Raw genomic sequence first — 24,112 nt, 5'->3', positions numbered from 1 at the left:
TGCCATTTGAAAAAAAGAAAGATAGCAGTTGTTATTGTAGCGTATACAGTGTTGCTCGCGACATCTGTATATACATACAAAGAGCAACTGGATCATCCTATTATGAGTGATGTAGGGAAGTTGCTTCCAACGAAAATTAAACGTGTTGAAAATGCTGAGGATGAAAGTTCATTAAAAAAGTTAGTGCAAGATGCAACTGTTTCTGGAGAGAAGATTTCTATTGCAGGTATGCAACATAGCCAAGGCGGGCAGACGTATTATCCGAACGGTACGATGCTTGATATGAAAGGGTATAATGGAATATTAGAATTCGATCCGGAGAAGAAGAGGATTAGGGTACAAAGCGGTGTCACATGGAATGACATTCAAAAGAAAATCAATCCATATGGTCTTGCAGTTCAAGTGATGCAATCTCAAAATATTTTTACTGTTGGTGGTTCATTAAGTGTAAATGTACATGGGCGTGATATTCGTCATGAAGCATTAATTGATACAGTAGAGTCGTTCAGATTGTTAATGGCAGATGGAACGGTGCGTAATGTAAGTAGAGAAGAAAATGCTGATTTGTTTCCGTATGTAATTGGGGGATACGGATTGTTTGGTGTAATTTTAGATGTGACGCTACAGTTAACAAATGATGAATTGTATGAAACGCATACGAAAGTACTAGATTATAAAGAATACTCTTCATACTTTAAGAATAAAGTGCGAAGGGACGAGAATATACGTATGCATTTAGCACGTATTTCTGTTGCTCCAAATTCATTTTTAAAAGAGATGTATGTGACAGATTATGTACTGGCAGAAGATCAACAGAAGTTGAAAGAGTACAGCAAATTAAAGGAAGAAAATATTATAGCTGCGCCGAAATTCTTACTTGGGTTATCACGTTATAGTGACTGGGGAAAGGGCGCATTTTGGGATATACAAAGAAGTTATTTTGAACGTACAGATGGTAAGTACGAAACTCGAAATAACGTAATGAGATCTGATAGTGCTTTTATGGAATACGATAATCCAAACTTGACCGAAGTTTTACAAGAGTACTTTGTACCGATAGATGGTTTTGCAGAGTATATAGATGATTTGCGAAGTGTTTTAAATGAGGAGGAATTAAACCTTCTTAACATTACAATCCGCTATGTAGAGAAGAATGAGAATGCGGTGCTATCTTATGCGAAAGATGATATGTTTGCGCTTGTGCTTCTAATTAATCAAGGGCGTTCTGAGGATGAAATAAAGAAAACAAAAGTGGTCATTCAGAAGATGATTGATGTTACTTTAAAGCATAATGGAAGTTATTATTTACCGTATTATTCTTATCCGGCAAAGGAGCAACTAAAGAAAGCGTATCCTCGTATAGAAGAATTCCTTCAGAAGAAGAAGGAAGTAGACCCAGAGGAAAGGTTTGTGAATTTATTTTATAAGGAGTATAGCAAATGACATATAGAAGATTTGTAGCGTCACAAAGCATAATTATGATGGCGGGAAGTATGGTATTCCCTTTTTACATTCTATTGCTTCGAAATGTTGGGAATAGCTTCTCGCAATTTGGCTGGGCGTACGGCTTATTTGCCTTAACTTCAGCTCTAGTATATCCGTTAGTTGGAAGAATCTCTGATAGAGTAGGTGATAGAAAGTTATTAATTATATACGCATGGTCCATGGCTATATTAATGCTTTGTTTCCCTATTGCAACAGAAGTTTGGCATGTATACATTCTCCAAATTTTAATGGGTATTTTAGGTGCTGTGCAGCGCAATACGGAGAAGACGTCGTTAGCACGAAAGGTAGAACAGAAAAAAGCTGGTTATGAAATTGGAAAATATCATGTGTGGACATCGGTTGGAGGAGCAGTAGCAGTTATTGCAACGGGATATTTAGTAGATTTCTTTACGATTGGCACCATTTTTTATATAGCATCTATTTTATATGCAGTGAGTGGAATTGTATTAAGTAGCAAAAAAATATAATCATACCCATTTTTACCTGATTACCCTTTATTTGTTATACTTATGGAGAAGACAAAAGAAAAGGGGACATTGCCTTTGATGAAATTTATAGTTTTAGCTATTCTCACTTTGTTTTTGATTCCATGGACTAGAAGCGGTAATAAAATTCGTGCGGTGGATAAAGGAGGAAATGAGAAAGTTGTAAAGGGTAAGAAATCATCTATTTTAGTTATTCCTGTTTTATTTTGGATAGGTATTGCAATCTATGAATATTTCTGGCTAATTGATGATCGAGCAGATTCTATTCTTACTCATTATTCTGTTGCAGTAGCGGTTTTAATTGGGCTTGTTTTATTTTCACAAGAGCAGGTAGGGAAATTAGAAGGTACGTTAAAAGGACTTCTAATGTTTGTTTTACTCGCAAGTTACGGCTATTTTGGTTATTTGCACGATATAGTAATCTCGCAAAAGAAATATGATTCTGTTGTTAAGGTAGAGAAAGATATTTCAGAGACATTTACTGAAAATGACCAACCGTTTACAGTTCCGCCTAAAACAGCGGAAAATAAAATGAAAAAGGTATTTGGTGATATTCCGAAAGTAGCTTATTTTGAACTAGGGGAATTAACGCCACAAATGGTAAATGGTGAAGCCTTGTATGTAGCACCGATAGAAGTTTCGGGATTTTTTAAAGCACGTAAAGCAGAAACAATTCCAGGTTACGTAACAATGTCAGGTACAAACCCTGATGCGGAAGCGAAATTACATCTTGGATATAAAATGAAGTATGTACCAAGCATGTTTTTCGGTAATAAATTAGAACGTGTCGTTCGAAAAGCAGAGCCAGATTTAGTTTTTAAAGGGAAACCAAAATTTGAAGTTGATGATAAAGGAAAACCGTATTATACAATGACATACGGTGAGTTTATTTCAGGAAGATCAGGGTTTGAAGTAGAAGGCGTTGTCGTTGTTGATGCACAAACAGGTGATGTGAATCGATATGATAAAGGGAATGCACCTAAATTCGTTGATGGTGTATTAAATCATGAAACAGCATCTACGTTAAATACGTACTTCGGAAAATACATTCACGGATTTTGGAATACGAAATTCTCACAAACTGACATGAAGATTCCGACTGAGTGGGGGACGAAGGAAGGCGTTACGCCGATCTTCGGAAAAGATGGTAAACTGTATTACTTTACAGACTTTACCTCTCCGAAAGAAGGAGTAGATTCTGCTCTCGGTTACTCATTAGTTGATGCACGTACAGGAAAGTTGTATTACTATAACGGAAAAGAAGTGAAGGGAATTATGGACGGTTCGGCTGCTACAGAAGTAGTAGATAATTCCTTTAAGAGAGAGAAATGGCATGGAACAATGCCAGTTATTTATAACGTATACGGTAAACCTTCTTGGATTGTACCAGTTATTGATGACGGCGGATTAGTGCGTGCTCATACTGTTATATATGCTTCTAATGCAAAAGTGTTTGCGTCAGGTTCGACGCAAAAAGAAGCACTTGAGAACTATAAAAATGCGCTAAACGGAAGTGGTGATTCATTTAGACCGACTTCAAATGGGAAAGAAGCGCAAAAAGAAGGCACTGTACAACGTGTGTATAAAGAAAAATCAGGTGAAAATACGATTGTGTACGTATTATTAGAAAACGAGCAAAAAGTATTCATGGTACCAGCGAAGAAATTCCCATATGCAATGTTTACAGAAGTAGGAGATCCAATTCAAATCACATATTTAGACACAGGAGAAACGATGGCATCTGTATCTAAATTTACAAATAGTAATTTGAAAAAGTAAAGCGATAGAGATTCTATCGCTTTTTTTACATTATTAAACAGGGAAATACGGTATACTTGACGTATATTTATGTTGTAACTATAATTGTTACGATTCGATATTTATATGAAAGGGTGAATGGAAAAAGTGAATGGAGTTAATCACGAAGTATATAAACCTGTAAAGACAAACAGGTTATGGATGATTCTTGTATTAGGGACACTTACGGCAATTGGGCCATTATCGATTGATATGTATTTGCCTTCTTTACCAAAATTAACGGATGATTTACAAACAGGAGCATCTCTTGCGCAGCTTACATTGACAGCTTGTTTACTTGGGCTTTCAGTAGGACAGTTATTTGTTGGTTCAATTAGTGACATTTACGGAAGACGCAAACCTCTTATTATCGCTCTTATTATTTATGTTGCTTCTTCTTTACTTTGTGCTGTTGCACCATCGATTTGGAGTTTAGTGCTTTTACGTTTCTTACAAGGTGCTTCAGGATCTGCTGGTATCGTTATATCACGTGCAATGGTACGTGATATGTATTCAGGTTCTGAAATGACGAAGTTTTTCTCACTGCTTATGCTAGTAAACGGAGCAGCGCCTATTTTGGCACCGATTATCGGGGGACAATTATTACAGTTCACATCATGGCGCGGCGTTTTTATCGTTCTTGGAGCAATTAGTGTGTTCATGCTAATATCAGCTACTTTCGTATTACGTGAAACATTACCTCCTGAAGAAAGAGAGACAGGTGGATTATCAGGAACGCTTGCAACATACGGAAAGCTTCTGAAAGATCGTTTATTTATGGGGTATGCATTGTCGCAAGGATTAGTAACAGCTGCAATGTTTGCTTATATTTCTGGTTCACCGTTTGTGTTGCAAAATATATACGGGGCATCACCACAACAGTTTAGTTTGTTCTTTGCAATTAACGGTATTGGTATTATTATTGCTAGCCAAGTTACTGGCCGCTTAGCGGGGAAAGTTAATGAGAAAACTTTATTTGTTGCTGGTATTATTATTGCGGCTGTTGGCGGTCTATCGTTACTACTTACAATCGTATTAGGAATAGGGCTAATCGGTGTTTTATGCTCGCTATTTCTTGTTGTATCAAGTGTTGGGGTTGTATCAACAACCGGCTTCTCGTTAGCGATGAGAAATCAAAAACAAGCAGCGGGAACAGCATCAGCTTTACTAGGTTTATTACAGTTCATTTCAGGAGCGCTTGTTGCACCGCTAGTAGGTATTGGTGGAAGCAATACAGCACTTCCTATGGGTGTTGTTATAGCTCTTTGTGAAATTGGTGCTGTGTTATGTTATTTATTCATGGCAAAAAGAAGTGAAAAGCAGTTTGAACTGCAACAAAAACAAAATTTAGAGGCTTAACAAAAAAGAGCTGATTCAAACATTTCCCTGAATCAGCTCTTTTTTTCATTTCTTTGAAATAACTCATGCAAAAGTTACTTGCATAAAGTGACGATACTGTGACAAAAATGTGGGTATATATATTAAGAAATCATCTTAAGTACAAAATTTAGGATGTTCTCGGTATAATAAAATAAGTGGAGATAAAAGAAACTATAATTAGAAGTAGCTGTAGATAAAAGGAGAATTAAAGATGAAGAAGGTTTTGGGTATTGCTGTAATGGGAGGTATGCTCCTTCTAGCAGGATGTAATGGGAATAAAGAACCGAAAGAAAAGGTGGAGCAATCTACTGAACAGACAAAAGAGATGAAAGTGTATCACGAGGTACATGAAAAGTATGATGTGAAAATGAACAAAGAAATTAATAAAGCGTTACAGTTATTTGAAGTGGCAAAAGAAAAGGGCGGTAAGGAAATAACTAATGATAAATATAAGGAAGACGTGAAACAGGTAACAACGGGCATGTTAGAAGATATTGATCATATGCGTAAAGAAATTCGTGTTCCGAAGTCGAAAGAACAGGAACATGAATTATATGTTGGTTTCTTAAATGAATCAGAACAATCAATGAAAAAATTGCAGAAGTTAGCAGCAGAAGAAGACTCCTCGTTGATTCGTGACATAGAAATTCATTTTTCAACAGCATCGACATACTATAAACGTTTTCAAACAGAGGCCCAAAAATAACCTTGCGCATGCGCAAGGTTATTTTTTCTTCTTACCATCTCCGTCTTCATCCTCGGATACTAATACCTTCTGTTCTTCGTGAAATTCTGAAATTGTTTGTCCAGTAATATTATCGAATGGAGTATAAAAAGAAGTGATACGTTTCTTCTTAATGAAGAGTTTGTAGAAGCCGATGATTACGAGTATGACAATTGTTAATGGCAATCCTATGGTGGCTAGAAGTAAGGGATCCATCTTATAACTCCTTTAAAGTAATTAATTTTATTATAAGTTAAAGTAGTGATTTTAAGAAATAATGACATTAAAAAACTGATTTTTCTAAATATATCCAATTTGATTGACTTTTCTTTTTTTCAGAATTATAATTCAAAATATACAATTTGAACCAAATAATAATATAGCAATTTACTTATCCAGAGAGGTAGAGGGACTGGCCCTATGACACCTCAGCAGCGGGTTCTGTAATAGAACACCGTGCTAATTCCAGCAAGCAAGTCTTGAAAGATAAGTGATGGGCCCTTGTTTATTAAGCCTTGATCTTATTTTTTAAGATCAAGGCTTTTTGTATTCTAGGAAGAGAAAAAGAAGTAATGGGAAAAATACGTTAATAAAACAAAGTAAATTTATGTGTTTAGGGGGTTATTGAAGTGTATGTTATAAAAAAACTATCGGTTATGGTATTTACACTATGGGTTATTACGACAGTAACATTTTTAATTATGCATATTATTCCAGGGGATCCATTTTCGTCAGATGCGAAAATCTTTCCTGAAGAAGTGATACAAAACATGAGAGCGAAGTATCACCTTGATGAACCGTTATGGAATCAGTATGTTGCTTATTTGGATGGGGTAGTTCATTTTGATTTTGGTGAATCTGTTCAATCGACAGGTCAAGGTGTATCGGAAATTATAACAACCGGTTTTGGACCGTCAGCAATTATTGGTTTACAAGCACTTGTTATTTCACTGTTAGTCGGAATTGCCGCAGGTACATTTGCCGCGCTATATCATGGAAAAGTGATTGATTATAGTGTGAGCTTGCTTGCGATTCTCGGTATTTCTATTCCTAGTTTTATTTTAGCGCCACTATTTATACAAGTATTCGCCATCCAATTTGAATTACTACCAGTGGCGTCTTGGGGAACCTTCGAGCATACTGTATTACCTTCCTTCGCATTAGCGTTAGGGCCAATCGCGGTTATTACAAGGTTTGTTCGCTCTAATATGATTGAAGTATTGCAGAGTGATTATATTAAGCTAGCGAGAGCGAAAGGTATACCAATTAAGAAAATCATTATAAGACATGCTCTTCGAAATGCAATTGTTCCGGTACTTACATTTGTTGGCCCATTAATGGCTGGACTTTTAACAGGGACTTTCGTTATTGAAAAAATCTTTTCAATTCCTGGTTTAGGAAAATATTTTGTAGATAGTATTTTTAACCGAGATTATCCGGTAATTATGGGAACAACCATTTTCTATAGTGCGCTATTAATTGTATGTATCTTTATTACAGATATCATTCACGGTATTGTTGATCCGCGCATTCGTTCTATTACGTAAGGAGGGGAATGTTTAAATGGGGGCTTATGAAATTAATGACCAGTTATTAACGAATGAAGAGAAAAAAGAATTAACGATAAATAAAGATCAGCAAACGATTAGCCGAAAGAAGGAAGTGTTTCGCAAGTTTATATCAAACCCTATAGCAGTTTTAGGGGCAGGGACGTTATTACTAATTATTGTTTTCTCGCTTATTGGCGAAAGTTTAACGTCATTTACTGCGAGTGAACAAGTAAAAGAAGCAACTAATTTACCGCCTAGTAGTGAGCATTGGTTCGGAACAGACGATTTAGGGAGAGATATTTGGGCGCGTACTTGGGCTGGTGGGAAAATTTCACTAACAGTTGGGCTAGTTGCAGCAGCTCTCGATATAGGACTCGGTGTACTTATCGGTGGATTTAGTGGATACGTGAGAGGACGTAATCGTCTTGGAACATTAATTGATGAGTGGATTATAAGAGGAATTGAAGTGTTATACGGCATCCCATATTTATTAATTGTTATTTTATTATTAATCGTTATGAAACCAGGACTTTTTACAATTATAATCGCCCTTGCGTTAACGGGCTGGATTGGCATGGCACGTCTCATTAGAGCGCAAGTCTTATCTTTAAAGCAAAGAGAATTTGTTATCGCAGCAGAGCGATTAGGTACATCTCATATGAAAATTATATATGGGCATTTAATTCCAAACTTAACGGGGATTATTATCGTAAATTTATCATTTACAATTCCAGCAGCTATTTTCTCAGAATCATTTTTAAGTTTTATCGGACTTGGAGTACAATCACCAGCGGCAAGCTGGGGCACGATGACGAACGATGCACTCGGGACATTACTAAGCGGAGAATGGTGGCAACTATTCTTCCCGGCAATCATGATTGCACTCATCATGTTCGCATTTAATGCAATTGGTGATGGTTTGCAAGATGCAATTGATCCGAAAATCGTAAAACGTAATCGAAAGGAGAAAAAACATGGCACAAATCTTATCTTTAGAAAACGTAACGTTGGCCGTTGAAAAAGAGAATAGTAAGCAAGCGATTGTGAAGCATGTTTCCTTTTCTATTAACGAAGGTGAAATAGTTGCACTTGTAGGAGAAAGTGGGTCAGGAAAAAGTGTTACAGCACAATCTATTATCGGCTTAAATCAAGAATCAATTCATATTGATGATGGAAATGTATCTTTCAAATCAAAGGAATTAACTAGTTTACAAGAATCAGAATGGAATCAAATTCGTGGGAAAGATATTTCTTTTATCTTTCAAGACCCGCTTTCATCTTTAAATCCGACGATGAAGGTCGGAAGGCAAATTACAGAAGTAATTTTGCAGCATGAAAAGAAATCGAAGAAAGAGGCAAAAGAAATTGCAATTAACTTACTAAATGATTTAGGGATACATGAAGCAGAGAAACGCTTTGAACAATACCCGTATCAGTTGAGCGGGGGTATGAGGCAGCGTATTTGTTTAGCAATTGCATTTGCTTGTCACCCGAAGCTTGTTATTGCAGATGAACCTACAACGGCATTAGATGTAACGATTCAAAAGCAAATTATGGAGTTGTTAAAAGAAAGAAAAGAAAAACAAAATACGAGTATTTTATTAATTACACATGATTTGGCACTTGTACGTGAAGTAGCTGACCGAGTAGTAGTTATGTACGGGGGCCGTGTTGTTGAAAAAGGAACTATACAAGAAGTAATAGGTTCACCTAAGCATCCGTATACGAAAAGTTTATTACAAGCTATTCCGAATATGGATGATTCAGAAAAGGTACTTAGAGCAATTGAGGGAACAACGCCTTCAATTGAAACGTTAAATAGTTTTGGATGCCCGTTTGTGAATCGTTGTCCTGTAGCGATAAAAGAATGTATTCATCGCTTCCCAGAGAGAACAACATATTCTGAGGAGCATAGTTCACATTGCTGGCAACATATTCTGGAGCATAATAAAGCGAAATCAAAAGAGAAGGTGAATGCCTCATGACGACAGATTTAATTACTGTAAAGCAAGTAACGAAAACGTATGGAAGTAAAAATAAAGAAATCGCAGCGTTAAAAGGTATATCACTTTCTATCCCAAAAGGAACAACGCTGGGCATTATTGGAGAGAGTGGTTCTGGAAAGACAACACTTGGTAAGCTCATAGCTGGGATCGAGCGTCCAACGTCTGGTGAAATTGATTATAACGGTCAAGTTGTTCACACGATGAAGTCAGCTAATAAGCGAAATTTCTTACAGAAAGTACAGTTTATTTTTCAAGATTCCACAGCTGCATTAAATCCGCGCTGGAAAGTACGCGATATTGTAACGGAAGGCTATATTTCATTCGGTTTAGGCGATAAAGGATTGAAAGATAAAGTGGCAGGTGATGCACTAGAGCGTGTTGGATTAGATAGACGATATATTGACCGTTACCCACACGAGTTTAGCGGTGGACAACGTCAACGTATCGCTATTGCAAGAGCGTTATTATGTGAGCCAGAAGTTTTAATCCTTGATGAACCAATTTCAGCATTAGATGTTTCACTGCAAATCCAAATTGTACATTTGCTGCAAAAGATTCAAAAGGAACAAGGCTATACATATTTATTTATCGCACATGATTTACCGATGGTTCACTATTTATGTGAAAAAGTGGCTGTCCTATATAAAGGAGAACTTGTTGAATTTGGAAATACGGACGAAGTGTTCCGTAATCCACAACATTCTTATACAAAAACATTATTAGCATCAACACCAAAAATTTCAGGTTAAAGGAGAATGTAGGATGAAGAAGTTTTTACTGTTTGTCATTATGACTGTTTTAGCAATTACTTCTGTCGCTTGCGGTAAGAAAGAGACGCAAAAGGCGAGTGCTGGTAAGGGAGAAGGAGATCGATTAGTAACGAATATTGGTAGTGATCCATATACGCTTGATTCCGCTATTGCGACGGATACTACTTCGAGATATGTAATTGGGAATTTATTTTCAAGTCTATATACTGAGGATAACAATGGGAAAATCCATAATGAGTTAGCGGATAAAGAAGAAGTAAATGCTGATGGGACTGAATATACAATTCATTTAAAGAAAGATGTTAAATGGTCAGATGGTTCTCCTATTACAGTAAATGATTTTGAGTTTGCATGGAAGCGATTATTAGATCCGAAAACAGGTTCTATGAATGCGACAGAAATGTATTTTATTAAAGGAGCAGAGGCATATAATACTGGAAAAGGTGAAGAGGGACAAGTTGGGATTCAAGTCGTTAATCCTCAAACATTAAAAGTAACACTTGAATATCCAGTTGCTTCTTTCAAACAAAAACTAGCAAGTTCATTATTTATTCCATTATCTAAAAAATCAATTGATGATAATAATAAATTAAAAACAGATCCAAAAGAGTTAATTACGAACGGACCATTCACATTAAAAGAATGGAAGCATAACCAAGCAATTACAGTACAAAAAAATAAAGAATACTATGATAAAAAGGTAACATTAAAAGAAATTGAGTTTCGTATTATTCCAGACTCTAAAACAGCGTATCAATTATTTAAATCAAAAGAATTGGATTTACTAAGTGGTTTACCACAAGAGATGATTGAGAAAGAAAAAGGAAATAAAGAATATAAACGTGTTGCAGGATTTTCATCTTATATTTATTCCTTTAACGTAGAAAAAGAGCCATTTACAAATGCAAAAGTACGTAAAGCATTTTCATTAGCAGTTGATCGTAAATTTATCGTTGAAAAATTGTATAAAAATAATGCACAAGCAGCATATGCATTCGTTCCAGAAGGGGCAAAAACACAAGGTGGCCGTGATTTCCGTAAAGAAAAAGGCGATTACGTAAAATTTGATCCAGCGGAAGCGAAAAAACTATTAGAAGAAGGTATGAAAGAGCAAGGATGGTCTACTTTACCTGAAGTAACATTAAAATTCACTACAGATACACAACATAAAAAAGTAGCAGAAGCAATGCAAGAAATGTTTAAGAAAAACCTTGGTGTAGATCTTAAATTAGAAAATAAAGAGTGGAAGAGTTACATCGACACATACAAGCAAAGTGATTTCCAATTAGCTTATATGGGGTGGGGAGGTTCTAACTTAGACCCTAGTGCCCGTTTAGAATTATATGCAGGTGATGGTCCGAGTAACTATGCGAAGTGGTACAATAAAGAATTTGATAATTTAATTAATCAAGCAAAAACAGAACAAGATGAAAATAAACGTTTTGACTTATTGCATAAAGCAGAAGACATTATGTTTGATGATACACCATTAATCCCAATTATTTTCCCAAGTGCTTCGTATTTACAAAAATCATCAGTATCTGGCGTCCAATTCATTATTGGGTCTAGTCCAGAACTAAGATATGCAAAAATAAAGAAGTAGGCAATCGCCTACTTCTTTATTTTATTTCTCTTTTATATTCTTTTTTCGTTCCATCAGAGAAGACAACTTCTAAATCGAATTTTTGGTAGTCTTTATCAAGTTTGAACACGTTTACTACTTGATCAATTACTTCTTGGTCAGGAGTATCTTTATCAAATTTTAATTCTTGTAGAAGTGGGCTTAATTTTGTAATAGCCTCGTCGCCTGTTAATTTTACATCTGCTTTATGGTCTTCAACTTTTGCTTCCATTTTTTTATCGGCTGCTACATTTTTATAATCAGCTTCGTAGTCTTTCTTTGTATCCTGATAGTCCGCTTTTAAATCGAATTCATTGAAGTTTAGCTTTAAATCAGCAGGAGCTTCGTTTTTTGCCTCTTCTGTAGTCTTTTTATTAGAAGTTGTATCTTCTTTTGCAGGAGCTTTACATCCTGTTAATGCAGGTACTAGCATAAGAGCTAATAAAATTGATAGTAAAATTCTCATTATAAATTCCTCCTTATGTAAATTTGTTCTATACAAGTTTTTCCCAATTTCATGTAATTATGTATGTGTTGAAAATAAATTATTTACTTATAGCTTTAAGGATTAATCCGCAATTTGAAGAAGTAGAAAAATAAAAAAGTAAGGAGGAAAAGTATGCTCAAATATGTACAACTAATAAGTATAAGTCTAGTAGTATCCTCATGTATTAGGGGAATCAGCTATTTAATTAGTTACCTTTGGTCAGGGCATATACTTTCTTTGACATGGAAAACATATTTGATGTTTATATTTATTATGAGCTTTACTTCAATGCAAAAGAAGTACAAGAAGATTATTGACAATGATTAGAAAAGGTATATAATCTAAATGTAAGTGATCACTTGCATGAGGAAGAGAGGATTTTATGGCGCGCTCAAAGACAGCAGAAAAAATCATCCAAGCAGCAATTGAATTAGTGAAAGAAAAGGGATATACAGCAGCGACAACGAAAGAAATTGCAATGCGTGCTGGTGTTAATGAAGTAACGATATTCCGCAATTTTAAAAGTAAGAAGGGTGTTATTGAAGCCGCGGTTGCTGAATTTTCATATGTACCGCATTTAAAACAGTTTTTACAAACAGAAATTGTGTGGGAATTAGAAACGGATTTAAAGAACTTAGCGAGGCATTATCATAAATTTTTAAATAGCATAAAAGATATTATTTCTATCGGTATACGTGATGCGAGAGAATTTCCAGAATTAGATGAGGAAATCTCTAAAATTCCAAAAGGATTAAAAGAGGAATTAATAATTTATTTTGCCAAGATGCAAGAACAGGGAAAGATTATTCATACAAATATTGAAGCACAAGTAATGAATTTTATATGGATTAACTTTGGTTACTTCCTATCTAAATTGCGTTTTGAAAACCGACTTATGGAAATCGATGATGAGAAATTTATCGAGAATAATATAGTTTTATATGCTAGGGCTTTAAGACCCTAGTATTTATTTAAAATGAAATGCAAGTAAGCACTTGCTTGCTAAATGGGAGAGCGGGAAGATGGATATATTAAAACAATTTTTAAAGCGACCAGGTACGTATGTAGGAATGGTAGTAGCGCTATCGTTCCAACTTATTTTCTTTTGTGTTTGGTTAACGGCATATGATGGAGTGAATGAAAGAGCAGATCAAATGCGTATCGCTATTGTGAATGAGGATGGAAATATAGGCAGTAAAATAGCAGAAGGCTTGCAGAGAAATTTACCATTTAAGGTGAAAACGGAACAGTCTGTGGAAAAAGCAAATAAAGAAATGAATGACCATTTGTACGATATGATTATTGAAATTCCTACTTCTTTTTCAAAAGATATAAATGAAACAGGAAAAACAAATTTAAACTTCCACATTAATCAAGCGAATGCCATGATGGCAAAGCAAATGATGGAAGGGGCTGCAAAACAAATTCGAGACAACGTAAATAAAGAGATAGCAAGTTATAAGAAACAAGCGATTGTTGGAAAATTACAAGCTGTAGGAACTGAGAATGTAGAACTGATAAAAGGTTTAACCGAAGATTCAATTGGCTTTACAGTTCACAAAGTAAATGATGCAAAAGGATTTTCGGCTAATATGGTACCACTAATGGTTGTATTAGCTTCATTTGTAGGAGCAATGATCATGAGTATGGAACTATCAAAAGTTGCAAAGGAAGTAAAGAACGGTTGGAGTAATTTCGTATCAAGACAAATCATTAACGGTACAGTATCAATTTTACTTGCATGTATTACAATTGGTTTAATGAAAGGATTTCAAATTGAAATGCATGAAACAGTATGGAGTATATGGGTGTTTCAAGCAATAGTCTTCTTCGCATTTCTTTCATTAACACAAATGTTCATAACTGTTTTCGGAAATGCAGGTATGATTTTTAATATTATCTCACTCTCATTACAACTTGTGAGTTCAGGTGTTATCGTACCACATGAAATGCTTTCTAAAACATATCAAACGACCGGCGAATTATTTCCCGCAACATATGCAGCAAATGGTTATTATACAATAATATTCGGCGGAGTTAGTTTGGAGAAAAATGTTATTTCATTATTAGTTATTATATTGGTTACACAATTGGTAGCAGTAATTACTGTAGCTATAAAAGGAATAGTAAAGAGAAGAAGTCATGTAGTTAAAGAAGTATAAAATAAAAAAGGTATCCCACGAAGGATACCTTTTTTATTTTATTATTTTGCAACTTCTGTCCACTTGTAGTTAAATTCACCGCCGAAGTCAGTTGTTACAAGTCCTTTAATAAATCCACGTTGTAGGTAAGAACGGCCTTGTTGGTATAAAGGAGCGACAGCGCCATCTTGTAATAAGATTTTTTCAGCTTGCTTCATTGCTTCCCAGCGACCTTTTTCATCACCAGCTAAATCAGTTTTTACTTTACGAATAAGCTCGTCGTACTCTTTGTTAGAGTATTTATCGAAGTTATAAGCGCTATCTGTTGTAAATAAATCTAAGAATGTAATTGGATCAGCGAAGTCAGGGCCCCAGCCATCGATTCCGATTTCGTAATCACCACTTAATAGTAGTTTTAACTGTTGTTTACGTGGTTGCGGTTTTAAATTCACTGTTAATCCATCTAGGTTCTTTTCTAATTCACCTTTTAAATATTCACCAGTCTTTTTAGCTAAAGCATTATCGCTTGTCAATAGTTCAATTGTTACTTTGTCAGTACCAAGTTCTTGCTTCGCTTTTTTCCAGTTTTCTTTCGCTGTTTTCACATCATCTTTGACTAGATTTCCATTCTCTTTACGGAAGTCATTACCGTCTGGACTTTTTGCGAATTTCGCAGGAACCATTCCTTCTGCTGGAATTGCACCGTTATTTAAAATTGTTTCTACATACGCTTTTTTATTCATTGCTCCGTTAATAGCAAGGCGTGCATGTTGATTTTTTAATACTGCATTTTTCTGATTTAGTCGTAAGAATTGGATGCCGACTTCAGCGCGTTCCTTGAAGTTTGAATCGTTCTTATACTTATCAACAAACTCCGCAGTTAAAGCAACACGATCAATTTGTCCTGAATCATATAAGTTAACTTCTGTAGACTTATCTTTAACGACATTGAAGTTGATTTCTTCTAGTTTTACAGTTTTAGCATCCCAATAGTTAGGGTTCTTCTTCAATTGGAAGCTTTGTTCGTGTTTCCAGTTATCTAATGTGAAAGCACCATTGTAAATTAAGTGATTTGTTTCTAAACCGTATTTATCGCCTTGAGATTTTAAATAGTCTTCATTAATTGGTAAGAATGTTGAGAATGTCGTTAAGCTTAAGAAGTAGGGAACAGGGCGATCTAGTTGTACTTCTAAAGTTTTGTCATCAAGAGCCTTGATGCCTAATTGATTAACTGGTAATTGTTTTTGGTTTATTTGTTTTGCATTCTGTATATCGAAGAATAAGAATGCATATTCAGCTGCTGTTTCAGGGTTTACGGCACGTTGCCAAGCGAAGACAAAGTCTTTTGCTGTTACAGGAGTACCGTTTGACCATTTTGAATCACGCAGGTGGAATGTATATTTTGTTTTATCGGGACTAACGTCAACCGACTCAGCAACACCAGGAATCGGTTTATTATCTTCTCCTATTGCATATAAACCTTCAAAAACATTTCGCATTACGTTCATGGATTCCCCATCCGTTGCTTTTGCAACATCCATTGTTGGAATTTCTGAAGCGAATGATAAGTTAATTGTCTGTTTATCAGGTGCTTTATCGTTCGCTTTCGCTCCGCTTGCATTATCTTTATTTCCCCCACAAGCAGTTAGTAGTAGACTTGCCCCTAAAACAGATGCAACAACAGGTACAACTTTTTTCTTCATTGTTCTTTCCTCCCTAAATGTGTTGTTCGTAACGCCATAATGTCCATGTCTTGAAGTGTAGCTACAGAAGAGAAAACCTATTATAAATATGTGTATATAGGTAATCAGGTGTTCTATATGTATATACATGTTGAACTATAATCTGACGTTATATGTTTCAACTTTGTAGACATTACATTTTGATGGTTAAATATTTCGTCTCTTTGATTATTTAGAATATTAACACTGGAAAGAACTATATGTCAATAATAAAAAAAGAGTATTAATTTCTTGGAATAATATATTAAGAAACAGATTCCCTTGTATCGGGGAATCTGTTTCTATTAATCTACCTTTCGATTTTTGCCCACTTGAAGTTTAACTGGCCTGCAAAGTCAACTTGTACAATTCCTTTTACATAAGAACGCTCTAGATAAGATTCTCCTTTTTGGTAAAGAGGAGCGATAACAGAGTCCTTAAATAAGATTTTTTCTGATTCTAGTAACGCTTCCCAGCGAGCTTTTTCATCACCAGCCAAGGTAGTTTTAACTTTTTCAATTGTGTCATCAAACTCTTTATTAGAGTAATGATCTAAGTTGTAAGGGTTATTCGTCGTAAATAGTTCAAGGAATGTAATTGGATCAGCAAAGTCAGGGCTCCAACCGTCAATTCCAATTTCGTAGTCACCTTTTAATAAGAGTGAAACTTGTTGTTTACGTGGTTGCGGTTTTATATTTACTGTTAAGCCATCTAAATTCTTTTCTAGTTGCCCTTTTAGGAACTCACCAGTTTTCTTCTCAAGGTCACCATCACTTGTTAATAATTCTAATGTTATCTTTTCAGAACCAAGTTCTTTTTTTGCTTTCTTCCATAATTCTTGTGTAGATGTTGTATCAACTTTTGTTAAATCGCCGTTTGCAGTACGGAAGTCTTTTCCATCAGGCCCTTTTGCAAAGTTTTTCGGCACGAGACTAAAGGTTGGTGTAGAGCCATCATTTAATAACGTATTTACAAAGGATTTTCGATCAATTGTTTGATCGATTGCTTGGCGTGCAGAAACGTTTTGAAGTACTTTGTTTTGTTGATTCATACGTAAAAACTGTACCCCTACGTTCGGACGTTCTTTGAAGTTAGCATCCTTTTTATATTTATCAACGAAGTCAGATGTTAGTTTTATACGGTCTAATTGTTTGGATTCGAATAAATTTACTTCTGTTGATTTCTCTTTCACAACGTTGAAATTGATTTCTTCGAGTTTGACATTATCTTTATCCCAATAGGTAGGGTTTTTCTTAAATTTAAAGCTTTGTTCATGCTTCCAATCGCTTAGTGTAAAAGCTCCGTTGTACAAGATTTTGTTATCTTCTAAAGCGTACTTATCACCTTGTGATTTAAAGAATTCCTCGTTAATTGGTAGAAATGTTGGGAACGCTGTTAAGCTAATAAAGTACGGAACAGGGCGTTCTAATTCTACCTCAAACGTATGGTCATCAATTGCTTTTACACCAAGTTGATCGGCTGGAAGTTCTTTGTTGTTAATTTTTGTTGCATTTTTAATATCAAAGAATAGAAATGCATATTCAGAGGCTGTTGCTGGATCGACAGCTCTTTGCCAAGCGAAGACAAAATCTTTCGCTGTAACAGGAGTGCCGTTTGACCATTTTGAATCTCGTAAATGGAATGTGTATTTCGTTTTATCGCCATTTACTTCATGAGATTTTGCAACGCCAGGGACAGGTTTGTTACCTTGGCCAAGATTATACAAACCTTCAAATACGTTTCTCATTACTTGACCAGAATCAGTATCTGTAGCACGAGCTGTATCCATTGTTCGTATTTCAGTAGGTGAAGATAAGTTTAAGACCTGTTTACTAGGTGCCTCGTCTTTTGCATTTGCTCCGCTTGCTTCGTTTTTATAACTACCGCAACCAGATAATAAAATACTTACTCCTACAACGGATGCAATACCGGGTACAAACTTCTTTTTCATTTGATTTTCCTCCTAAATAGTTAATAAAATTGGATGATGATGAGGGAATGAAAAATAAAAAATCCCTCTTTTCGTATTGAGAAAGAGGGATTTTTACGTACAAGTTATGCACCCGTATATAAACGAAGTCCCTCATTCTATCTTTCAAGCACAAAGCTTGCAGGAAGTGGCACAGTATTCAAAATGAACCTGCTGCCGAGGTTTCAAAGGGCCAGTCCCTCCACCTCTCTTGATACAATGAGTAAACGAATAAGTTTTATTAATTTTTGTGTTTCTTTGATAATTCAAAATCTTACACCTTAGATAATGAAGTGTCAATCAAATGGAATATAGTTTAAATTTTCAGTTTTATTAAAACAAGAAACCACTGCATATGGCAGTGGTTTCCCTATTAGAAGTTAAAGTTATCCGGATCTGGACCAACGCGGTGATTTTCATTTAAAGCTTGAATTGCTTTCATATCATCCGAGCTTAATTCAAAATCAAAGATGTTCGCATTTTCAATGATGCGGTGTTCTTTAATTGATTTAGGAATCGTTACAACTTCATTTTGTAGATCCCAGCGTAGAATCACTTGTGCAGTCGATTTATTATATTTTGTAGCAATTTCTTGTAATGTTGGGTGATCTAGTAGTTGTCCTTGCATTAATGGTGACCAAGCTTCAAGCTGAATACCATGCTCTTTACAGAAAGTATGCAATTCTTCTTGTGCTAAACGTGGATGGTATTCCACTTGGTTAACCATAGGCTTAATTTCAGCAATTTCAAATACGTCTTGCAAATGGTGAATATGGAAATTACTCACGCCAATAGCGCGAACACGACCATCTTTATAAAGTTGCTCTAAAGCTTTCCATGATTCAGTATATTTCCCTTTTACAGGCCAATGTACTAAATATAAATCTAAATATTCTAGACCTAATTTTTCTAATGTAGTTTCAAATGCTTGTAATGTTGACTCGTAACCTTGATCACTATTCCATACTTTTGATGTGATAAATAATTCTTCACGTGGAATACCTGATTCACGGATTGCTTGTCCAACGCCTTCTTCATTTTTATATATGGCAGCTGTATCGATACTACGGTATCCATTTTTAATAGCTGCTTTTACAGAATCAATTACTTCTGATCCGTCTTCTACTTTAAAAACACCTAAACCGAACCAAGGCATTTTTACGCCGTTATGTAATGTTGTGTAGTCGTTTAAACTTGTTAAAGTCATATTAATTCCCCCTAGCTTTTTTATTGGTCGCTTCAATTGCTTGTTGAATGACTTCTGAAAAATTATTTTCATATAGAACTTTTAAACCTTCAGCCGTTGAACCTCCTGGTGTTGTTACTTGTTCACGTAACATAGCTGGATCCTGATTTTGCTGGAGCATAGTGGCAGAGCCAGCGATCATTTGAATGACAAGATGTTTTGCGGTTTCCTCATCAATTCCATAGCTTTTCGTTGCTTCAATTAAACCTTCAGCAAAGTGATAGAGAAAAGCAGGTGCACTACCAGTAACTGCGGTAAGTTGGTGAACTTCCTCTTCGGTACAAAACTGCGAGGTACCGATACCTCTTAAAAGAAGTTGTAACGTTTCATGATGTCGTTCCTCTACGGAATTTCCCGTCGTGTATAAAGAGATAGACTTTCCGATTTCAGCAGCTGTATTTGGCATAATCCAAGCAACAGGTGTTCCCCCGGGAAGTCTTTCTTCTAAATAAGATGGGCCAATGCCAGCAGCTACCGTTACGACAAGTTGATTCGATAGTAACGGAGATAACTCTGCTAATAATTCTTCATGTGCAGAAGGCGGCATTGCTAAAACAATCGTATCAACAGATGTAACATGCTGCTTCCAATCTGTTGCAGTAGACACATTATATCGCCCTTGTAATTGTTCTAGCTTTTCTACGTTGCTTCGGTTGGAAACAATAATTTCTTCGATGTATTCTTTGCTTGTTTTAAGTAATCCGGAAAATATAGCTTCTGCCATACGACCAGCACCAATAAATAGAATTCGATGTTTAGTTAGCATATCCTTTATTCCTTTCTAGTGGAGATATGTTATAAAAAACGATACCATTTTTAAGAGAATTTTGTAAAAAGAAAAGGCTTATCGTGAAAAAGATGAAGATGGAGGGAGGAGGGGTAATACAAATAAGGTTATAAATATTATTATACTTAAAAAATAGTTGTAGTAAAAAATCCCTGAAGCATAATTGCTTCAGGGATTAATAGATTATAAGCTTATGCTTTCGTCATACCAAGCAATACAGCGCCGCCGATAATTAAAACACTACCTAGTGCAATAAAGATCAATTGACGTTTTGTTTTCTTTTCACCTAAGAATACAATCGCACCGAATGTTGAGATAACGATTCCAGTTTGAGATAATGGGAAGCTTGTTGCTACTCCGACACGTGGTAATGAAAGAAGTAAGAATAAGTTTCCAGTTCCCCATAGTAAACCAGATAAAGCATTACGGATTGCATATTTGTTAAATGGTTTATGTTTAGATGTCAGTACAACCGCACCAACAAACATACCAACTGCTTGTGGTAAAATAGCAGACCAACCATCGATATTATACCAACGAATAATAATTACATATACAAGGTAGCCGAAAGTAGAAACAATTAAAGTAAGAAGTCCTTTTTTCAATTGTCCTGGTGGCTGTGCATTTTCTTTGTCATCTAGTGATGTGAATACAACACCAACTACGATTAATAGGATTGCAATCGTTCCCAGAACAATCGTTGTTGTAGTAGTCCACTCACGGAAAGCGATAACCCCAAAGATAGAGGTTGCAACAAGTTGCATACCAGTAGAAATCGTTACAGTAGTTGAAACACCTAGTTTTTCAACTGTTTTTAATTGGTTTACTTGTCCTAAAGCCCAGAATAAACCTGAAATAAAACCAACGATCAAGACTGTCATTGTTAAAGCTGGTTGAGTAAATACATACATAACTGTTGCGAAGAATAGAGCACCGATTGTCATACCTACCGTTTGGCTATATGCACCACCGCCCATTTTTACGCTTACTAATAAGATGTTTCCCCATGCGATTGCAGGAAGAAGCGCTAATAAAATGTCCATTACAAGACTCCCTTCGGTTTTCTATACCAATATAATTACATATCGTTCTAACGATCGGTAATGCCCCACTAATAGAGTAGAAGATTACCGATCGCTAAAACAGGATGAAGAACTTACGATATAAATGCGTTTTCATTTCTTCATTTTTTGAAACACCTCCATATAATAACAGGAAATTGCCTATTTTAGAAAGTGAATTCAAATAAAATGTATATTTTAATAAAAGTTAAAATTCAGTTATTTCCCGATGGTATATTTTATTTCCTAAGAAATAAAGAAGCAGCTTCGAAAAAAGCTGCTTTAAGAGTTAGTAAATCTTTTATTAATAAGCTGAATACATAGCAGAAATAGGAGTGACATACTAATAGTGATAACTACAAGTGTCCAGGCGAGTTGCATGTTACTTGCATCAATCGCCATGTAAATTGCAGTTGGGATGGTCTGTGTTTTACCAGGAATGTTCCCAGCAAACATGAGTGTAGCACCAAACTCACCGAGTGCACGAACAAAGCTCAAAATCATTCCGCTTAGTAAGGCAGGAAATGCAAGTGGAAGTGTAACATGCAGAAAAACTTGGTATTCACTGGCACCAAGGTCACGAGCACTTTCTTCAATTTGCATATTCGCAATAGAAAATCCTGTTTTTGCTGATTGGTACATGAGCGGAAATGCAACAACTGTAGAAGCAATGATCGCAGCAGTAGATGTGAACATAATAGACTGCTGAAATAATGATTCTATCCACGTGCCAATGGGACTATTATTTCCAAAAATGATAATGAGAAAAAAGCCGATTACAGTTGGCGGAAGTACCATTGGTAATAAGAAAATAGTTTCTAGTAGTACTTTATATCGCCACGAGGAGCGTGCTAACGCCCGTCCAATAATCGTTCCCAAAATCGTAACGATAACAGTGGCGCACGCAGCTACTCGTAAGGATAGAAAGATAGGTGACAAAATGGTATCAAAGCTCATAGCAATTATGGCAGGATTGTAAATCCATATTTCTTAAAAATAGATTGTGCATCTTTTGACTGCAAATACTCATAAAATGAAGTCGCCTCTTTCTTGTGCTTAGATTCCTTTATAACACCTAAAGGATAGTGGATTGGCTCATGGGAATTAACTGCTGCCGTCTCTCCAATTTTTACTTTGTCTGAAATGAGAGCGTCTGTTTTATATACAATACCAGCATCAACATTACCTGTTTCTACATATGTTAACACTTGGCGAACATCTTTTGTAAATACGATTTTATTTTGAACTTCGTTCCAAAGATTTTCATGTGTGAGAGAAGCTTTTGCGTATTTTCCCGCAGGTACAGATTCAGGTGTACCAAGTGCGATTTTCTTGATTTTTTCATCTTTTAAATCTTGAAATTTTGTAAGAGAACTATCTTTTGGGACGACTAAAACGAGTTCATTTTCAAGAAGATTTTTCCCTTCTTTTTCATCAATGAATCCTTTTTTAACAAGAGTTTGGAATTTATCTTCTGCTGCTGAGAAGAATAAATCAGCAGGCGCACCTTGTTCAATTTGTTGTTGAAGTGCACCAGAAGCACCGAAGTTAAAAGAAAGTTTAATATTAGGTTCTTTTTCTTTATATTTTGTTTCAATTTCTTTTAGTGCATCTTGTAAGCTTGCGGCAGCGGATATAGTAAGTTCTACTGTTTTTCCTTCTTTAGCAGTTGATTTCTCTTTCTTTGCTCCACTTGTACATGCAGCACTAAATATAAGAAGAAAAGAAAGTATAAGTGCCCCAATGGATCGTAATGTAAACTTATTCATAAAAAAATCCCCTTTTGTTTTGATATATTCAATTATAACTAAATATAACTAATTATAACTAGTTATAATTGAATATAATTTGAACATATAGCTATTTTTAAAAAATAGGAGAAATATTCTTTTCTTTGTTACAATGAAAGAAGAAAGTGAGGAATCGTCTATGGATCATCATTCCTACACAACGGAAGAAGTAGCAAAGCGATTAAAAGTATCAAAACTAACTGTATACGACTTAATTAAAAAAGGAGAACTGCCTTCTTATAGAGTTGGTAGACAGATGCGTATTGATGCAGCGGATTTAGAACAATATATAAAGCAAATGAAAACTGGTAAGGTGCAAGTTGCTCCTGTAAAGAACGATGGTAATAGTACCTTGAATACATGTATTATTAGCGGGCAAGAACTAACGTTAGATATGTTGGCAAAACATATAGAAAATCGTATGCCAAATTCTAATATATTAAGAGCGTATCAAGGTAGTTTAACGAGTTTAGTGAAGATGTACCAAGGAGAAGGAAGCGTCGTTAGCCTGCATTTGTTTGATGGAGAAACGGGTACGTATAATGTTCCTTACGTAAAACGTATTTTAGTCGGACAACCATGTATTATGATTAATTTATTATCAAGGAATGTTGGGTTTTATGTGCAAAAAGGGAATCCAAAAAATATAAAAACATGGGCGGATTTATCTCAGTCATCTATACGATTTATAAATCGAGAAAAGGGTTCCGGTATTAGGGTATTAGTGGATGAGCAATTGCGAATTCAAAAAATAAATAAAGAAGATATTAGCGGTTATGAATGGGAAGAATCGAATCACCTTGGTGTTGCTTCGCAAGTTGCGAATGGAAAAGCTGATGTTGGAGTAGGGTCAGAAAAGTTTTCGCAAATTGTAAATGTAGACTTTATTCCAATAATGAAAGAACAGTATGATTTAGTAATTTTGAAGAATAAAGAAAATGAAGAGCTTATTGAGTTTATGAAAGACATTCTGCAATCGGAAGAATTTCATAATGAGTTAAAAGCGATTGGCGGATACGATATTACGAAAACAGGGCAAATTATATATGGAACGAACTAAAAAGCTGCTTG

At 35.4% G+C, this 24,112-nt stretch carries 23 protein-coding genes and 2 riboswitches; of the genes, 14 read left to right on the top strand and 9 right to left on the bottom strand.

Annotated features, from left to right (window positions below; all coding sequences use genetic code 11):
• The first annotated feature begins 6 nt into the window (after positions 1–6).
• The 5 genes from SJY24_RS29535 to SJY24_RS29515 all read left to right on the top strand — a co-directional run bounded on the left by SJY24_RS29535 (position 7) and on the right by SJY24_RS29515 (position 5,874).
• Complete coding sequence (locus SJY24_RS29535; protein ID WP_377867170.1) at positions 7–1,443, top strand: FAD-binding protein; 1,437 nt, start codon at positions 7–9, stop codon at positions 1,441–1,443.
• The gene (locus tag SJY24_RS29530) at positions 1,440–1,973 is read left to right on the top strand and encodes an MFS transporter (protein ID WP_002115372.1); all 534 of its coding nucleotides are present in this window, start codon (positions 1,440–1,442) and stop codon (positions 1,971–1,973) included. The genes SJY24_RS29535 and SJY24_RS29530 overlap by 4 nt, the downstream gene beginning before the upstream one ends.
• Positions 1,974–2,051: 78 nt before the next feature.
• On the top strand, positions 2,052–3,770 hold the full coding sequence (locus SJY24_RS29525; RefSeq protein WP_377867321.1) for a DUF3981 domain-containing protein: 1,719 nt from the start codon (positions 2,052–2,054) through the stop codon (positions 3,768–3,770).
• 117 nt (positions 3,771–3,887) lie between these two features.
• Positions 3,888–5,147, top strand: a complete 1,260-nt coding sequence (locus tag SJY24_RS29520; RefSeq protein WP_377867168.1) for a multidrug effflux MFS transporter — start codon at positions 3,888–3,890, stop codon at positions 5,145–5,147.
• A 232-nt stretch (positions 5,148–5,379) separates the two neighbouring features.
• Complete coding sequence (locus tag SJY24_RS29515) at positions 5,380–5,874, top strand: hypothetical protein (protein WP_377867166.1); 495 nt, start codon at positions 5,380–5,382, stop codon at positions 5,872–5,874.
• 18 nt (positions 5,875–5,892) lie between these two features.
• On the opposite strand, the gene SJY24_RS29510 is transcribed toward SJY24_RS29515, so the two are convergent.
• Positions 5,893–6,108, bottom strand: coding sequence for a DUF3951 domain-containing protein (locus tag SJY24_RS29510; protein WP_000371386.1), 216 nt, complete (start codon positions 6,106–6,108; stop codon positions 5,893–5,895).
• Positions 6,109–6,280: 172 nt separating this feature from the next.
• A riboswitch (SAM riboswitch) is annotated at positions 6,281–6,385 on the top strand.
• 136 nt (positions 6,386–6,521) lie between these two features.
• On the opposite strand from SJY24_RS29510, the gene SJY24_RS29505 reads away from it, so the two are divergent.
• The 5 genes from SJY24_RS29505 to SJY24_RS29485 are packed head-to-tail and all read left to right on the top strand — an operon-like array spanning position 6,522 to position 11,821.
• Positions 6,522–7,439, top strand: coding sequence for an ABC transporter permease (locus tag SJY24_RS29505; RefSeq protein WP_377867164.1), 918 nt, complete (start codon positions 6,522–6,524; stop codon positions 7,437–7,439).
• Between the two features lie 16 nt (positions 7,440–7,455).
• Positions 7,456–8,460, top strand: coding sequence for an ABC transporter permease (locus SJY24_RS29500; protein ID WP_377867163.1), 1,005 nt, complete (start codon positions 7,456–7,458; stop codon positions 8,458–8,460).
• Positions 8,417–9,427 carry an ABC transporter ATP-binding protein gene (locus SJY24_RS29495; protein WP_377867162.1) on the top strand — a complete coding sequence of 337 codons (1,011 nt, stop codon included), beginning with the start codon at positions 8,417–8,419 and terminating at the stop codon, positions 9,425–9,427. The genes SJY24_RS29500 and SJY24_RS29495 overlap by 44 nt, the downstream gene beginning before the upstream one ends.
• Entirely contained in the window at positions 9,424–10,197 is a 774-nt protein-coding gene (locus SJY24_RS29490; RefSeq protein ID WP_377867160.1) for an ABC transporter ATP-binding protein, read from the top strand. Before SJY24_RS29495 ends, SJY24_RS29490 begins: the two co-directional genes overlap by 4 nt.
• Before the next feature lie 13 nt (positions 10,198–10,210).
• The gene (locus SJY24_RS29485) at positions 10,211–11,821 is read left to right on the top strand and encodes a peptide ABC transporter substrate-binding protein (protein WP_377867159.1); all 1,611 of its coding nucleotides are present in this window, start codon (positions 10,211–10,213) and stop codon (positions 11,819–11,821) included.
• 16 nt (positions 11,822–11,837) lie between these two features.
• Here SJY24_RS29485 and SJY24_RS29480 read toward each other — a convergent pair whose 3' ends face one another.
• Entirely contained in the window at positions 11,838–12,305 is a 468-nt protein-coding gene (locus SJY24_RS29480; protein WP_044739090.1) for a YusW family protein, read from the bottom strand.
• Between the two features lie 153 nt (positions 12,306–12,458).
• Here SJY24_RS29480 and SJY24_RS29475 point away from each other — a divergent pair, with 153 nt between their 5' ends.
• Genes SJY24_RS29475 through SJY24_RS29465 form a run of 3 tightly spaced genes read left to right on the top strand, consistent with a single transcriptional unit; the run spans position 12,459 to position 14,488 of the window.
• The gene (locus SJY24_RS29475) at positions 12,459–12,653 is read left to right on the top strand and encodes a hypothetical protein (protein ID WP_377867158.1); all 195 of its coding nucleotides are present in this window, start codon (positions 12,459–12,461) and stop codon (positions 12,651–12,653) included.
• Positions 12,654–12,708: 55 nt separating this feature from the next.
• Positions 12,709–13,290, top strand: coding sequence for a TetR/AcrR family transcriptional regulator (locus SJY24_RS29470; RefSeq protein ID WP_377867156.1), 582 nt, complete (start codon positions 12,709–12,711; stop codon positions 13,288–13,290).
• 58 nt (positions 13,291–13,348) lie between these two features.
• The gene (locus tag SJY24_RS29465; RefSeq protein WP_377867154.1) at positions 13,349–14,488 is read left to right on the top strand and encodes a YhgE/Pip domain-containing protein; all 1,140 of its coding nucleotides are present in this window, start codon (positions 13,349–13,351) and stop codon (positions 14,486–14,488) included.
• Positions 14,489–14,529: 41 nt separating this feature from the next.
• Here SJY24_RS29465 and SJY24_RS29460 read toward each other — a convergent pair whose 3' ends face one another.
• The 7 genes from SJY24_RS29460 to modA form a co-directional block, all read right to left on the bottom strand.
• Positions 14,530–16,170, bottom strand: a complete 1,641-nt coding sequence (locus tag SJY24_RS29460; protein ID WP_377867153.1) for a peptide ABC transporter substrate-binding protein — start codon at positions 16,168–16,170, stop codon at positions 14,530–14,532.
• 328 nt (positions 16,171–16,498) lie between these two features.
• The gene (locus tag SJY24_RS29455) at positions 16,499–18,139 is read right to left on the bottom strand and encodes a peptide ABC transporter substrate-binding protein (RefSeq protein ID WP_377867152.1); all 1,641 of its coding nucleotides are present in this window, start codon (positions 18,137–18,139) and stop codon (positions 16,499–16,501) included.
• 134 nt (positions 18,140–18,273) lie between these two features.
• Positions 18,274–18,378: riboswitch (SAM riboswitch) on the bottom strand.
• Between the two features lie 152 nt (positions 18,379–18,530).
• Positions 18,531–19,364, bottom strand: coding sequence for an aldo/keto reductase (locus SJY24_RS29450; protein ID WP_000176914.1), 834 nt, complete (start codon positions 19,362–19,364; stop codon positions 18,531–18,533).
• A 1-nt stretch (position 19,365) separates the two neighbouring features.
• Positions 19,366–20,169 (bottom strand): pyrroline-5-carboxylate reductase, encoded by an 804-nt coding sequence (gene proC / locus SJY24_RS29445; RefSeq protein ID WP_377867151.1) that lies wholly within the window; start codon positions 20,167–20,169, stop codon positions 19,366–19,368.
• Between the two features lie 212 nt (positions 20,170–20,381).
• Positions 20,382–21,233, bottom strand: coding sequence for a GRP family sugar transporter (locus tag SJY24_RS29440; protein WP_088265795.1), 852 nt, complete (start codon positions 21,231–21,233; stop codon positions 20,382–20,384).
• Between the two features lie 300 nt (positions 21,234–21,533).
• A complete protein-coding gene (modB, locus tag SJY24_RS29435; protein WP_377867149.1) occupies positions 21,534–22,208 on the bottom strand; it encodes a molybdate ABC transporter permease subunit in 675 nt (224 codons plus the stop codon).
• 5 nt (positions 22,209–22,213) lie between these two features.
• Positions 22,214–23,020, bottom strand: coding sequence for a molybdate ABC transporter substrate-binding protein (gene modA, locus SJY24_RS29430; protein ID WP_377867147.1), 807 nt, complete (start codon positions 23,018–23,020; stop codon positions 22,214–22,216).
• Between the two features lie 133 nt (positions 23,021–23,153).
• Between modA and SJY24_RS29425 the strand changes: the two genes are divergently transcribed.
• Positions 23,154–24,101, top strand: coding sequence for a substrate-binding domain-containing protein (locus SJY24_RS29425; RefSeq protein WP_377867146.1), 948 nt, complete (start codon positions 23,154–23,156; stop codon positions 24,099–24,101).
• Positions 24,102–24,112 lie beyond the last annotated feature (11 nt).

The organism is Bacillus sp. R86525, from assembly GCF_042466195.1.
Taxonomy (GTDB): Bacteria; Bacillota; Bacilli; order Bacillales; family Bacillaceae_G; genus Bacillus_A; species Bacillus_A nitratireducens.
The sequence above is the reverse complement of the archived record's forward strand: the minus strand, read 5'-3'. Positions and strand labels throughout refer to the sequence as shown.